The organism is Xenorhabdus griffiniae (genome assembly GCF_037265215.1).
GTDB classification, from domain to species: Bacteria; Pseudomonadota; Gammaproteobacteria; order Enterobacterales; family Enterobacteriaceae; genus Xenorhabdus; species Xenorhabdus griffiniae.
Map to the genome: position 1 here is coordinate 422072 of NZ_CP147737.1, position 13245 is coordinate 435316.

The window sequence follows — 13245 nt, forward strand, 5'->3', positions numbered from 1 at the left end:
TGAATCTTCACATATTCCCCGATAACCAGCAAGTTACAACTATAGAGCCAATATAGAGCAATATTATTGTGTCTATTGCACCTAATTTGTACGTCTTGACGATAAATCCAACGAAAAATGTTAATAAAGTGATCTCTATTGGATTTTGAAGATCGATAATACAAATTTGTTTGCTTATTTCCTCATCAGATCTTATTTATTGTTCAACAATATATTCACTTTAATCAAACAATCTGTTTCTTTAGTCTTACAAAGACGTAGGTTTTGTTAAAAAACAATAGATTATGTTTTGACATAGTGCATGAGCGCCGTGTCTATCGGCTCAATCTTTGAGTTTTTTGAAATCAGCTGAGGGAAATCATCATGATAAAAACGATCGATTTAAATAGTGATCTTGGCGAAAGTTTTGGTCAATGGCGCATGGGACATGATGAAGAAATACTGGGTATCGTTAGTAGTGCTAACGTTGCTTGTGGTTTTCATGCGGGTGATCCGGTTGGAATTTTGCAAACATTGAAATCTGCGCAGAAAAACAATGTAACGATAGGTGCTCATGTTTCTTATCCCGATTTGGTTGGCTTTGGGCGGCGTAAAATGGATATAACCAGTCATGAACTTACCGCTGACGTTATTTACCAGATTGGTGCTTTGCAAGGATTGGCCACGGCGGCAGGTACTAAAGTGAGTTATGTCAAACCGCATGGCGCGCTTTATAACACGATTGCAAATGACGAATATCAGGCAATTGCTGTTATTGAAGGAATTCTGGCGATAGATCCTAACCTTGTGTTAGTTGGTCTGGCGGGATCAAACATTCTCAAATTAGCTCAGGAAAGAGGTGTGAGAACCATAGCAGAAGCGTTTGCTGATCGTGCTTATACCTCACAAGGAGAATTAGTCTCCCGTCGTGAAACAGGATCTGTTTTGCATGATGCGGATCTCGTTGCTCAACGTATGTTGCAATTGGTGACAGAAGGGGGAGTTGAGTCAATTGATGGCAAATTTACCCCTATTCAGGCGGATTCAATTTGTGTGCATGGTGATACTCCTGGCGCGGTAGCGATGGCAAAACAGGTTAAGACCGTTTTGCAGCAGGCAGGAATAACTATTCAGCCATTTATTCATTCATAAGAATGGATCACATTAATATGGTTAATCATTTGAGGAGATCGCCTTGCGTTTTTTACCTGTTAATAGCAATACCATCATGGTTGAATTGAGTGGATTGGCAGAAACATTGGCTCTGCTTGATTCACTGAACATGGCACCTATTTTGGGGATTGAAGAAATTATTTCGGCAGCGAGAACGCTGATGGTTCGTTTTCGACCGACAAAAATATCAATCCAACAATTGGCAGCCGCAATCAGTAGCCGGGATTTGCAAGAGCGCAGTCATACGACGGGAAAAAGCATAGAAATTCCTGTGCATTACAACGGTGATGATCTCGCACTGGTTGCGGAAATATTGGGATGTACTGTTCAAGAGGTTATCCAGCAACATACCGAAAATGAATATACCGTTGCCTTCACAGGCTTTGCCCCTGGGTTTGCCTATATGGTATCGAAAACCTCACAATGGAATATACCTCGCCGCAAAACCCCCAGAACGCGCATTCCGGCAGGTGCTGTTGCATTGGCAGGGGAATTCAGCAGCATTTATCCGCAGACAAGCCCCGGAGGATGGCAGCTTATCGGTATTACGACTGAACGTATGTGGGATCTTTCCCGCCCATCTCCGGCCTTATTGCAACCGGGTTATCGTGTTAACTTTCGAGATGTTGGGCGTCACCCTGCAACAATCAGTTTACCTGAAACTGGTGAAACAGAAATTAGCCTGCCTGAAACATCGGACCATAACATGGTTCTTACTCCAGGGGATTCCTGCCATTTGGAAATTTTGTCGGTGGGATTACTAACCTTATTGCAAGATCTGGGGCGGGTTGGACAGGCAAAATCGGGGATCTCAGAATCGGGTGCAATGGATAAAAGCGCCTTGCGCAGCGCAAACCGTATTGTTGGCAATTCCTCTGACCAGGCTTGTCTGGAAATCGTTTCGGGCGGGTTTAAGGCAATCGCATATGGACAGATGCTGGTTGCAATTACGGGAGCTTCATGTCCAATAGAGATCAAAACGCCATCGGGTGAAATATTCCATGTAAATACTTACCAACCCATTGATTTAAACGATGGTGACGAAATTTCGTTGGGTGTTCCTGTCGCTGGCATACGTTCTTATTTATCGGTACGTGGAGGCTTTACGGTTCCAGCCATCTTATCCAGTCGTTCATTTGATACGTTGTCCAATATTGGGCCGGCTCCATTAAAAATGAATGATAAATTAGTTGTCGGAGAAACATCTCGCTGTGCAGCGATATCCATCTCTGAGACTCCGGCTTTTGACATGCCAAATAGAGATAAAATCGTCGTATTGGATATCCTATTTGGTCCTCGTACAGATTGGTTTACGCAAGAATCCATTGACTTATTGAGCAAGCAGATTTGGCAGGTAACACCTCAATCCAATCGGATTGGTTTGAGGCTAAATGGTAAATGCTCACTATCGCGAATTAAGTTACAAGAACTACCCAGCGAAGGAACATGCATAGGGGCGATACAAATTCCAGCCAGTGGGCAACCGGTACTATTTTTGGCTGACCATCCATTGACCGGAGGATATCCAGTTATCGCTTCAGTCGCTGATTATCACCTCGATCTTGCTGGCCAGATCCCCGTTAATGCCAAAATTCGGTTCAACCCCATTAGCCAATTCCATGAAATTCAAGGGAGTAATGATTTGCCATGAACACCACTGTGAACCCTTTAAATAACAAAATGAATAAGAAAGTGTTGATTGCCAACCGTGGTGAAATTGCTGTTCGGATCATTCGAGCTTGCCGCGATTATGGAGTACAGACAGTCGCTGTTTATGCGGATGCCGATATCAACGCACAACACGTCCAACTGGCTGATGAGGCTTATTCTTTAGGAGGGAATAGCCCTACAGACACTTACCTCAATATTCCTCGTTTGTTGGAAATAGCGAAGAGAGCTGGTGCAACCCTGGTGCATCCAGGTTACGGTTTTCTGTCTGAGCGAGCGGAATTTGCTCAGGCAGTGATTGAAGCTGGCTTAACTTGGATTGGCCCTAATCCTGAAACGATTGATGAGCTGGGAGACAAAGTTAAGGCGCGTAAGATAGCCCAGAAAGTGGGAGCGCCGCTGGTTGTTGGGACATCCGAGCCAGTCAAAAATGTACAGGAGGTTGTTGCTTTTGCGGAGCAACATGGCTTGCCGATTGCCATCAAAGCGGCTTTTGGTGGTGGTGGACGAGGCTTGAAAGTTGCCTGGCGCATGGATGAAGTGGCAGAACTTTATCACTCAGCGGTACGTGAGGCGACAGCGGCTTTTGGCCGTGGTGAATGCTTTATTGAGCGATTTTTGGACAAGCCACGCCATATCGAAGCACAGGTTATTGCGGATAAGCAGGGTAATGTTGTGGTACTTGGCACCCGTGACTGCTCTTTACAACGCCGTAATCAAAAGTTAGTGGAAGAAGCGCCCGCGCCATTTTTAACTCAGGAACAACGAGAACGTATTCATCAGTCGGCAAAAGCCATTTGTGAGGAAGCCAATTATGTGGGAGCGGGTACAGTAGAATTTTTACTGAGCGCAGATGGCACGCTTTCTTTTCTGGAAGTAAATACTCGCTTACAAGTAGAACACCCAGTAACAGAAGAAACAACAGGTATTGATCTGGTTATCGAGCAGTTGCGAGTAGCGGAAGGTTATCCATTAAGTATTCAAGAAACACCGATCCCAAGAGGGCATTCGTTTGAATTTCGTATTAATGCGGAAGATGCGGCTAAAGGTTTCTTGCCAACATCAGGCACAATCACCGAATTTATTCCGCCGGCTGGCCCTGGTATTCGTCTGGACTCTGGAGTGATTAATGGTTCTACAATTCCGGCAACTTTTGATTCACTAATGGCAAAATTAATTGTCACAGGAGCAAGTAGAGAACAGGCCATTGTTCGGGCACGTCGGGCATTGAATGAGTTTAAGATCCGTGGGATAGCCTCTGTTTTACCTTTCCACCAAGCAGTAATGGAGCATCTTGATTTTATTTCTGGTGATAAATTCAATGTCCATACCCGCTGGATTGAAACAGATTTCGTAAATGAACTAGAGGCTTCATTACGTCAGTTTCCACTTGCAGATAAAAATATTACCCGTACTTTTATTGAGATTGATGGCCGCAGGCATGAATTGGGATTGCCATTGGATTTATTGGCGCATTTAGCCCCTGTGGGTGAACAGCCGCTTTCGTCGTCTGTGATAAAGGAAAAATTGCTGGAAGATCCTTGTCAGGTAAAAGCGCCTATTTCCGGTATCTTGCATTCTTGGATGGTTAAAGAAGGTGAGAAAGTTAGTGAAGGCGATGTAATTGCAGTGATGGAAGCGATGAAAATGGAAATACAAATCAATGCTCATCGTTCAGGAAAAATCACATTCTGTTCTCAGGCAGGGGATTATCAGGATGCAGGAAGTGTTTTGGCTAACATAAGTGAGTAATTAATATACCCTATGTTCGTCTTTAAAGTTATTTACATTTCTCTTAGAAATGTAAATAATAATGCTTCTCAATAGTATTTTTGCTTGAAAATAAATGTCTAAAATTACCAAAATTTACGCTAGCCTGGCGAAAAGTGGCCTGTGTGTTCCTTTGATGTCCGCATCTATGCTGACAGTCGCTATCTCTACCAACGCATTTGCAAATGCTGAAAATACGACTAAGAAATCGACTAATACTAGCGATACATTGGTTGTTATTGCGGATAACAATGGCCAAGATGCCCCAGAAGATAGAAAAGTTAGCCGTAATGAAATCAGAGTTAAACAAGCACAAAGTGTCGGTGAAATTTTAAAGAATGTACCGGGCGTACAAGCCGGTCACCCCAGCGCTTTAGGACAACGTTTTAAAATCCGTGGTATGGATGATCAATTCATCAACGTGACGATTGATGGCGCAAGGCAAGAAGGGTATCACTTCCACCATGCAGGAAATTATGGCATCGATCCTGAAATGTTGAAGCAAGTTGATATCAAGGTCGGTAGTAACAGTATTACCCACGATATCGGTGCTCTTGGTGGTGCATTAAAATTTGAGACTGTTGATGCCGGTGATCTGTTAGAGCCTGGACAACTTTTTGGCGCTAAAGGAAAATTAAACTACTCAAGCAATGGTTCTGAATTCCAACAATCTTTAGCAACCTATGGTCGATTGGGTGCTGCTGATTTATTAGGTTACTTTACCCATCGCAATATGCACGACTCTAAATCTGGCAGAGATAATAGCGGGCGAGATCCAATCCCGACAGATGGAAGGTTATTAAATTACTTATTAAAAGCGAAATTTAATCTGACAGATGAACAGTATATTAATGTATCAAAAGAACATTATAAAAATGATGCGGTAACCAATCATAGGTTAAATTTTGGTAATGATGTCAGCCCTAAAGTAAATAACGGAAATAAAGCGAAGTACGCTATTGATCGTGATACCCACAGTATCATTTATGGATATGCGCCAGTTGATAATGATCTGATTGATTTAAAACTAACCGCTTATCATACAGAACAGACCTCTACCCATATGAAGTCTGTAAGCGGAAATGGGAAAGGATTCGATAGTTTTGTTAAAACTCAAGGTATTAAAGTTCGTAATATTTCTAGTTTTGATACCCAAAAGTTAGCTCATGCTTTAACTTATGGATATGAATATTTTGATACCAGAATGGGATATACGGATGTAAAAGAGAATGCATATAAAAAAGAAACAGAAAGAGGAAATGCATCAGCTGTTTATTTAGAGGATGATATTCAATTAGCTGATTTCCACATCATACCGGGTGTTAGATGGGATCACTACAAATATCATACCATTAATAATCATGAATCTTTTGACCGAACTTATGCTTACTTTTCAAAAGCACTCGGATTAAAATACGAGTTTGGGGCGTCCACAACATTATTTGCCAACTATACCGAATTATTTAGAGGGCCATTAGGTAAAGAGCTGGGTAGGGGCATAAGCAACCATAGTAATAACCTGAAAGCAACAACGGGTTATAACTTGGAAACGGGTGTGGCAGGTACTTATTCTGGTATCTTTACTGACAATGACTCGCTGGTTGTATTAGGTAAAGTATTCCAAACAAACTTTAAAAACCTGTCTACAACTTTAGCCAAAAATGAGCTGCATAATATCCCGAAAGCCAGACTGCAAGGGTTTGAATTAGCGACGAGCTATAAACTGGATAATTTATCTTTAAAAGCCACTTATGCCAAAGTCAACAATAAGATTATTGAAGGTAATGGACTGTTTGATAAGGCTTTTACCAGAGGATTAGAGTTTGGGCCATCAGTGGGTGACTCTATTACCGTAGGCGGTAGTTACTTATTTGATACCACTGACATTGAACTCGGCTGGAATACCCGCTTTGTTCTGTCAAAGAACTCAAAAGGTAAAGACACAAATGATAAGAAAGAAGCCATTATTGTTGATGTACATAAACAAGGATATGGCGTAAGTAATATGTATGTCTCTTGGGCGCCAAAAACAGGAGCATTTAAAAATACTGAACTCCTGTTTGGTATCGATAATATGTTCGATAAGCGCTACAGAGAACATTCTTACTACTTGGGTACAACACCAGGACAAGAAGAGAAAGGGCGCACATATAAAGCGACAATTTCTTATAAGTTCTAATCAACATATCTTAAAGGTTTCAAATACCTTTTATAACAAGTCTGCGGTTGATCCGCAGACTTTTTCCTGATTCTCAATTACAGCGTAAAAATCCCGATTAAAGCAATAACAGTCAAAATTGCGGCGGCGCCATAAAACACCCATTTACTGGCGGGAATAGGGATTTGCAGATCATGCATACCATGATGCAGGCGGTGCAAACCGCACCATAAAGGCAAGCTAATCATCAACAGTAAAAAGATGCGGCCAATAAAACTCTGGCAAAAGGTCAGGATACGTTCATAAGAAAGCGCTTCTGGCGCCAATCCCAGTGGCAGCAAAATACCCAGCAGTAGAATGATTGCTGGTCCAACAATCGCGCTCCACATACCGCCAGCACCAAATAGCCCCCAGAAAATCGGTTCATCGGAACGTTTAGGTACTTGATTCATCAGCTCCTCCTTGGGGTTAGAAAAACAGGGCTACGCCGAGGATCACGACAGTAGCAATAATCGTGATTGTCCATAGCAGCTTGACAATCGGCTCTGGCGGCATTTTCTCATTCTTAACGATAATATTGAGTGCCTTGGGCGCCAGCTCAAACCAGGTTTTGGTATGCAGCAAAGTAGCCAGCAGGGTAATGATATTAATCAGCAATACCAGTGGATTTTGCAGAAAAGAGACAAATCCTGCCCAGCTTTCAGGGCCACCTTTCAGGGCAAACAAGCCGTAAAGTACCAGGACACTGAACCAAACGGTGGGGATGGACGTTCCTTCACGCAACATATAAAAGCGATAAAAACCGAGTTTACGCCACCAGTTAGCTTCCATACCACGCACATAAGGCTTACGTTTTGTTGTCATTACTCTCTCCTCCCTTATTGTGGTTTCAGCATGGAGATAAGAAAATCTTTGGCGCTTTCTGCTTTGCTCTGTTGGATCGCACCGGCTGGATCAACATGTTTCGGGCACACTTCAGAGCAGTAACCGACAAAAGTGCAAGACCAGACGCCATTATCGCTGTTGATTTGCGGCATACGTTCTTTCTTGCCGTGATCGCGGCTATCAAGATTATAGCGATGTGCCAGCGTGACTGCGGCAGGCCCAATGAATTCAGGATTCAGGCCAAATTGAGGACAGGCGGCATAGCACAGGCCGCAATTGATACAACCAGAAAATTGATGATATTTTGCCATCTGAGCAGGTGTTTGCACATTTGGGCCATCGGCAGGTTTGCGACTATTGCCAATGATATAAGGCTTGATAGCTTCCAGGCTCTCAATAAAGTGAGTCATATCCACAACCAGATCCCGCTCAATGGGGAAATTACCTAGTGCTTCGACTTTCATTCCTTGAGCATAATCGCGCAGGAATGTTTTACAGGCCAGTTTTGGTACACGGTTTACCATCATGCCGCAGGAGCCACAGATTGCCATGCGGCAGGACCAGCGGTAGGAGAGGTCAGGCGCCAGATTGTCCTTGATATAACCCAATGCATCCAGTAGTGAAGTTTGTTCATCATAAGGCACTTCATAAGTGACGAAATGGGGCTCACTGTCAATTTCCGGGTTATAGCGCATGACTTCCATTTTCAAATTGTTCATCTCAGCCATTCGCTTGCTCCTTCTGTTTTTTCTCTTGTGCAGCCGCCTCCCCCCCATAGACACGTTTCGCAGGTTGAGATTTGGTGATCTTCACATCACTGTATTCCAGACGTGGGGCACCTTCTGGGTTATAGAACGCCAGTGTATGTTTCAGGAAATTCGTATCATCACGTTCGGTACAGCCTTCATCAAGACGCTGGTGGGCTCCGCGGGACTCTTTGCGATTCATGGCAGAATGCGCCATACATTCAGCAACGTCCAAACCAAATCCTAATTCAATGGTGTAAAGCAGATCGGTATTGAATACACTGGAACGGTCGCTAATTCCGATATGTTTGAAACGCTCTTTCAGTTCGGCAATTTTATCAATGGTTTTTTGCATTAATTCTGGTGTACGATAAATTCCGCAGCCTTCTTCCATGGCGGTTCCCAGTTCATCGCGGATTTTCGCCCAGTTTTCACCACCTTTCTGGTTCAGCAATTGATTGAGTTTATCTTCAACATCACGAGATTGAGCATCCAATACGCTATTATTGGCGGGTTTCACTTCCTGGATATGTTTGACTGCTTCTTCACCGGCCAGGCGGCCAAAGACAACTAATTCAGCCAGCGAGTTAGAGCCGAGGCGGTTTGCACCATGCAAACCAACAGAAGAGCATTCACCGATAGCGAATAATCCCTTGATGCGAGTTTCACACTGTTGATTCGTTTCGATTCCGCCCATAGTGTAATGTGCCGTTGGACGAACAGGGATTGGCTCTTTGACCGGATCAACGCCGACATAGGCTTTTGCCAGTTCACAGATAAAAGGCAGGCGTTCGAGCAGCTTTTTCTCACCTAAATGACGCAGATCCAGATGCACTACATCGCCACGCGGTGTTGCGATAGTGCGGCCTGCCTGCCATTCATGCCAGAACGCCTGCGACACTTTGTCACGCGGGCCTAATTCCATATATTTGTTTTCAGGGTGTCCAAGAGGCGTTTCTGGCCCCAGACCATAATCCTGTAGATAACGATAACCCTCCTTGTTCACCAGAATCCCGCCTTCACCACGGCAGCCTTCGGTCATCAAAATACCGGAACCAGGCAGGCCGGTTGGGTGATATTGCACAAATTCCATATCGCGTAATGGGATACCGTGACGGAATGCGATTCCCATACCATCACCCGTGACAATGCCGCCATTCGTGTTATAACGGTACACACGTCCGGCCCCGCCAGTTGCCATAATGACTGCATTAGCGCGGAGCTGAACTTTCGTCCCTTCCATCATATTCAGCGCAACCAATCCGCGTACTTGCCCTTCATCCACCAAAATATCGAGGACAAAATGTTCATCAAAGCGCTGGATTTGTGGATACTTGAGCGAAGTCTGGAACAGTGTATGGAGCATATGGAAACCCGTCTTATCGGCGGCGAACCATGTGCGCTCAATTTTCATGCCTCCGAAACGACGCACGTTCACAGAGCCATCATCCTTGCGGCTCCACGGGCAGCCCCACTGCTCTAGTTGGATCATTTCTGTCGGGCAATGCTTGACGAAATACTCAACTACATCTTGTTCGCATAGCCAGTCCCCACCGGATACCGTGTCATTGAAGTGAAAATCATAGGAATCGTGTGCCTGAGTGACAGCGGCGGATCCGCCTTCTGCGGCCACAGTATGGCTACGCATAGGATACACTTTTGAGAGCAAGGCGATTTTGAGTTGAGGATTGGCTTCAGCAGCAGCGATGGCAGCTCGTAGCCCTGCACCACCGGCTCCGATAATCGCGAGGTCGACATTGAAGGTTTGCACTGCTCTTCTCCATTGTTCAAGTGAGCGTCAATCTACTATTTTTTTATGGCTTAATTATAGCGAAGAGTGTCGGAAGTAATTTTGATATGGATGCGGGTTTTGCTGGATTTTGCCAGTAAAACGTGATCTAACGCATGTTTTTACTGATCTAAATATTGTGGTTAATCAATTCATCATTATACCGAGATGGGTTATATACCAATCTAACTTCAAGATGCGTGTTATATTTCCCCACGTAGCGGGGAAATATAAGGTCTCGCCTTGTCTTGCGGATTGTAACTTGAAGTTGCATGTGTATATCTATTAAGAGAGCAAAAATAATTTTAATTAAGTTTTTTTATTTATAAATAAATGAATAACAAATAGAGTTAATCGTTCCGCAAATTAAAAAATTAAGTGTATACCAATTGCCTTTCAAGATGCGTCTTATATCTCCCCGCGTAGTGGGGAGATATAAACAATCACATTGATTTGTAAGCTGCAACTTGAAATTCATTGGGAATAAAGAATAAAGATATAAAGAAATTGAGGACAATGAATTGTCTGGTAAGCTTGATGAAGGTAAACTGCGCGTTTTGCTTTATTTTGGAGTCATAGAAATATGAACGAAAACGCGAATTGGCAGCCAAGTGCCCCTATCGCCAATTTATTGAAAAGGGCAGAGATTTTAGCAGAAATACGGCGCTTTTTCGCAGATCGTGGGGTGTTGGAAGTTGAAACACCTGCTATGAGTCAGGCGACTGTCACCGACGTTCATCTGGTCCCTTTCCAGACACAGTTCGTTGGACCGGGAGCGGCAGATGGCTTGACTCTGTACTTGATGACTAGCCCTGAATACCACATGAAGCGTCTGCTGGCAGCTGGCAGTGGTTCCATTTATCAGATGGGGAGAAGTTTCCGCAATGAGGAAGCGGGTCGTCATCATAATCCAGAGTTCACCATGCTGGAGTGGTATCGCCCACACTACGATATGTATCGCTTAATGAACGAAGTCGATGATCTGTTGCAGCAGATCCTGGATTGTGAAAGTGCTGAATCGCTGTCTTACCAGCAGGCTTTTATGCGATATCTGGATATTGATCCCCTTACCGCAAGCAAAGAAAAATTGCGTGAAGTTGCGGCGAAACTCGATCTCAGCAATATCGCTGATCAGGAAGAAGATCGGGATACCTTATTGCAGTTACTTTTTGTCATGGGGGTAGAAACTCAGATCGGCATTGAAAAACCGACGTTTATTTATCACTTCCCAGCCTCTCAAGCGGCATTGGCAGAAATCAGCAAGGAAGATCACCGTGTTGCGGAGCGTTTTGAAGTCTATTTTAAAGGTATGGAGTTGGCGAATGGGTTTCGCGAACTGACCGATAGCAATGAACAACGTCTTCGTTTTGAACAGGATAACCGTAAGCGTGAAGTGATGGGCTTGCCGATTCAGCCAATTGATGAATACCTGCTTGCTGCCCTTGCTCACGGAATGCCTGAATGTGCAGGTGTAGCATTAGGGGTTGATCGTTTGATTATGCTGGCACTGGGTGCTGAACGGATTAGTGAGGTTATTGCTTTTCCTGTGGGGATCTCGTAGCAAAATCATTTACGTCATTAGCCGAGGGGCAGTCCGAGACTGCTCCTCGGTTTTTCTACATTATTTGCACTGATTATTTATGTTCGTGGTGTTTTCTCAGGAACTTCACTGCCAAATCAGGGAAATCTGTGAATGCCCCATCGACATTAGCCTTGTCGAAAACGATATCAAACAACTGGTTGCCGCTGGTGGCATATTTTGGCAATTGATCGATACGGATGGTATACGGGTGTACCGCCAGATGGCTGGCGTGAGCCTCTTTTACCATGCCAGTTAATTTAATGTGGTTTGGCGTAGAGTCACTGGCGATAAGCATATGGTAATCAGGACCAATTCCATCAGCATATTTTGCGACTTCTTTCATCGCGCCAGGTTTAAACATCCAGTCATAGCTATAATTCTGCCATGTACCATCTGACTTTTGTTCGTAGGTTTCGTTCCAGTCAGTGTAAGCGATAAGCTGAATCAGTTTCAGATCCATCCCCAATTTCGGCTCTAGTTCATTCTTGATGCGTTTAAGTTCATTGGCATCAAAACATTGCAGATAAACTTTATCGCTCTTTTTGGTGTAACCATACTGTTTCAGAACTTCCAGCACCTTGCGGGTGATATCTTTGCCTTCCTGACGATGGAACCACGGCGCCTTGATTTCAGGGTAGATGCCAATATCTTTACCCGTGGATTTATTCAGGCCCTGAATAAACTCCAGTTCTTCCTGAAAGGTATGAATGTGGAAATCTGACTTACCCATCGGGAAACGTCCGGGATAGCTTTGGACTTTTTTGCCATCCTTGATATCAAAACCTTCCGTAAATTTCAGTGACTTAATTTCTGGCAGGGTAAAGTCGATCGCATAATAGCGACCGTCAGCACGGGCGCGGTTTGGGAAACGTTCTGCGACATCCGTTACGCGATCAAGATAGTGATCGTGCAGTACAATGAGCTGGTCATCTTTGGTCATAACCAGATCTTGCTCAAGATAATCTGCGCCTTGTGCATAGGCCATTGCTTTAGCGGGTAATGTGTGTTCGGGTAAATAACCGCTAGCGCCACGATGGGCGATAACAATCTTATCTGCTGCATGTGCAATACCTGACATAGATGATGCTAACAAAATACCCGCCATAATAGCCTTAATAGGTGTCTGCATTGAGGTTCTCCATTTATTCTAATAAAAGTCTTAAACAAAAAATTAGGTTACTTACTGTCTTGCTGATTTTTCGTGAGTCGCCAGAAAAATAGGGTGATCATTCGAGTCGATTTTTATAGAAAATAATGACATATACCCATCTAACTTCAAGATGCGTGTGACTTTTCCCCGCGAAGCGGGGAGAAGTCAGGTTTCATATCGTGTCGTAAATTGCAAATTGAAGTTTAATGCGTATAACACAATCCTGAATATTAATTTTATCAGCAGTATGTCACAGTTTTATGACATAAAAATTTTCTCTAAGCTCTGTTTATATCCCGTTTCATTCTGGCTGTTATTAAATTAACAAAATCACTATAAATAGCG

At 43.7% G+C, this 13245-nt stretch carries 10 protein-coding genes; 5 read left to right on the plus strand and 5 right to left on the minus strand.

The genetic code is table 11. From position 1 onward, the window contains the following. Nucleotides 1-363: 363 nt before the first annotated feature. The 4 genes from WDV75_RS01900 to WDV75_RS01915 all read left to right on the plus strand — a co-directional run bounded on the left by WDV75_RS01900 (nucleotide 364) and on the right by WDV75_RS01915 (nucleotide 6769). On the plus strand, nucleotides 364-1131 hold the full coding sequence (locus tag WDV75_RS01900) for a LamB/YcsF family protein (protein WP_273571103.1): 768 nt from the start codon (nucleotides 364-366) through the stop codon (nucleotides 1129-1131). Nucleotides 1132-1174: 43 nt separating this feature from the next. After that, entirely contained in the window at nucleotides 1175-2803 is a 1629-nt protein-coding gene (locus WDV75_RS01905) for a 5-oxoprolinase/urea amidolyase family protein (protein ID WP_273571102.1), read from the plus strand. Further along, nucleotides 2800-4572: an acetyl/propionyl/methylcrotonyl-CoA carboxylase subunit alpha gene (locus WDV75_RS01910; protein ID WP_273571101.1), complete on the plus strand. Its 1773-nt coding sequence runs from the start codon at nucleotides 2800-2802 to the stop codon at nucleotides 4570-4572. Before WDV75_RS01905 ends, WDV75_RS01910 begins: the two co-directional genes overlap by 4 nt. A gap of 94 nt (nucleotides 4573-4666) precedes the next feature. Beyond that, complete coding sequence (locus WDV75_RS01915; RefSeq protein WP_273571100.1) at nucleotides 4667-6769, plus strand: TonB-dependent receptor domain-containing protein; 2103 nt, start codon at nucleotides 4667-4669, stop codon at nucleotides 6767-6769. 77 nt (nucleotides 6770-6846) lie between these two features. Here the strand turns inward: WDV75_RS01915 and frdD are convergent, their stop codons facing one another. The 4 genes from frdD to frdA are packed head-to-tail and all read right to left on the minus strand — an operon-like array spanning nucleotide 6847 to nucleotide 10150. Continuing rightward, nucleotides 6847-7203 carry a fumarate reductase subunit FrdD gene (frdD, locus tag WDV75_RS01920; protein WP_273571106.1) on the minus strand — a complete coding sequence of 119 codons (357 nt, stop codon included), beginning with the start codon at nucleotides 7201-7203 and terminating at the stop codon, nucleotides 6847-6849. Nucleotides 7204-7216: 13 nt separating this feature from the next. Beyond that, nucleotides 7217-7612, minus strand: a complete 396-nt coding sequence (frdC, locus tag WDV75_RS01925; RefSeq protein WP_189759585.1) for a fumarate reductase subunit FrdC — start codon at nucleotides 7610-7612, stop codon at nucleotides 7217-7219. Nucleotides 7613-7626: 14 nt separating this feature from the next. Continuing rightward, a complete protein-coding gene (locus WDV75_RS01930; protein WP_273571099.1) occupies nucleotides 7627-8361 on the minus strand; it encodes a succinate dehydrogenase/fumarate reductase iron-sulfur subunit in 735 nt (244 codons plus the stop codon). Next, nucleotides 8354-10150, minus strand: a complete 1797-nt coding sequence (gene frdA / locus WDV75_RS01935; RefSeq protein ID WP_273571098.1) for a fumarate reductase (quinol) flavoprotein subunit — start codon at nucleotides 10148-10150, stop codon at nucleotides 8354-8356. The genes WDV75_RS01930 and frdA overlap by 8 nt, the downstream gene beginning before the upstream one ends. Nucleotides 10151-10751: 601 nt before the next feature. Here frdA and epmA point away from each other — a divergent pair. Next, nucleotides 10752-11729, plus strand: a complete 978-nt coding sequence (gene epmA, locus WDV75_RS01940) for an elongation factor P--(R)-beta-lysine ligase (RefSeq protein WP_273571097.1) — start codon at nucleotides 10752-10754, stop codon at nucleotides 11727-11729. A 73-nt stretch (nucleotides 11730-11802) separates the two neighbouring features. Here epmA and glpQ read toward each other — a convergent pair whose 3' ends face one another. Then, the gene (gene glpQ / locus WDV75_RS01945) at nucleotides 11803-12879 is read right to left on the minus strand and encodes a glycerophosphodiester phosphodiesterase (protein ID WP_189759581.1); all 1077 of its coding nucleotides are present in this window, start codon (nucleotides 12877-12879) and stop codon (nucleotides 11803-11805) included. Between the last annotated feature and the right edge of the window lie 366 nt (nucleotides 12880-13245).

Bases quoted from the DNA above. Each gene is read 5' to 3' on its own strand.
- WDV75_RS01900 (WP_273571103.1), top strand. From the start codon at position 364: ATGATAAAAACGATCGATTTAAATAGTGATCTTGGCGAAAGTTTTGGT.
- WDV75_RS01910 (WP_273571101.1), top strand. From the start codon at position 2,800: ATGAACACCACTGTGAACCCTTTAAATAACAAAATGAATAAGAAAGTG.
- WDV75_RS01915 (WP_273571100.1), top strand. From the start codon at position 4,667: ATGTCTAAAATTACCAAAATTTACGCTAGCCTGGCGAAAAGTGGCCTG.
- frdC (WP_189759585.1), bottom strand. From the start codon at position 7,612: ATGACAACAAAACGTAAGCCTTATGTGCGTGGTATGGAAGCTAACTGG.
- WDV75_RS01930 (WP_273571099.1), bottom strand. From the start codon at position 8,361: ATGGCTGAGATGAACAATTTGAAAATGGAAGTCATGCGCTATAACCCG.
- epmA (WP_273571097.1), top strand. From the start codon at position 10,752: ATGAACGAAAACGCGAATTGGCAGCCAAGTGCCCCTATCGCCAATTTA.
- glpQ (WP_189759581.1), bottom strand. From the start codon at position 12,879: ATGCAGACACCTATTAAGGCTATTATGGCGGGTATTTTGTTAGCATCA.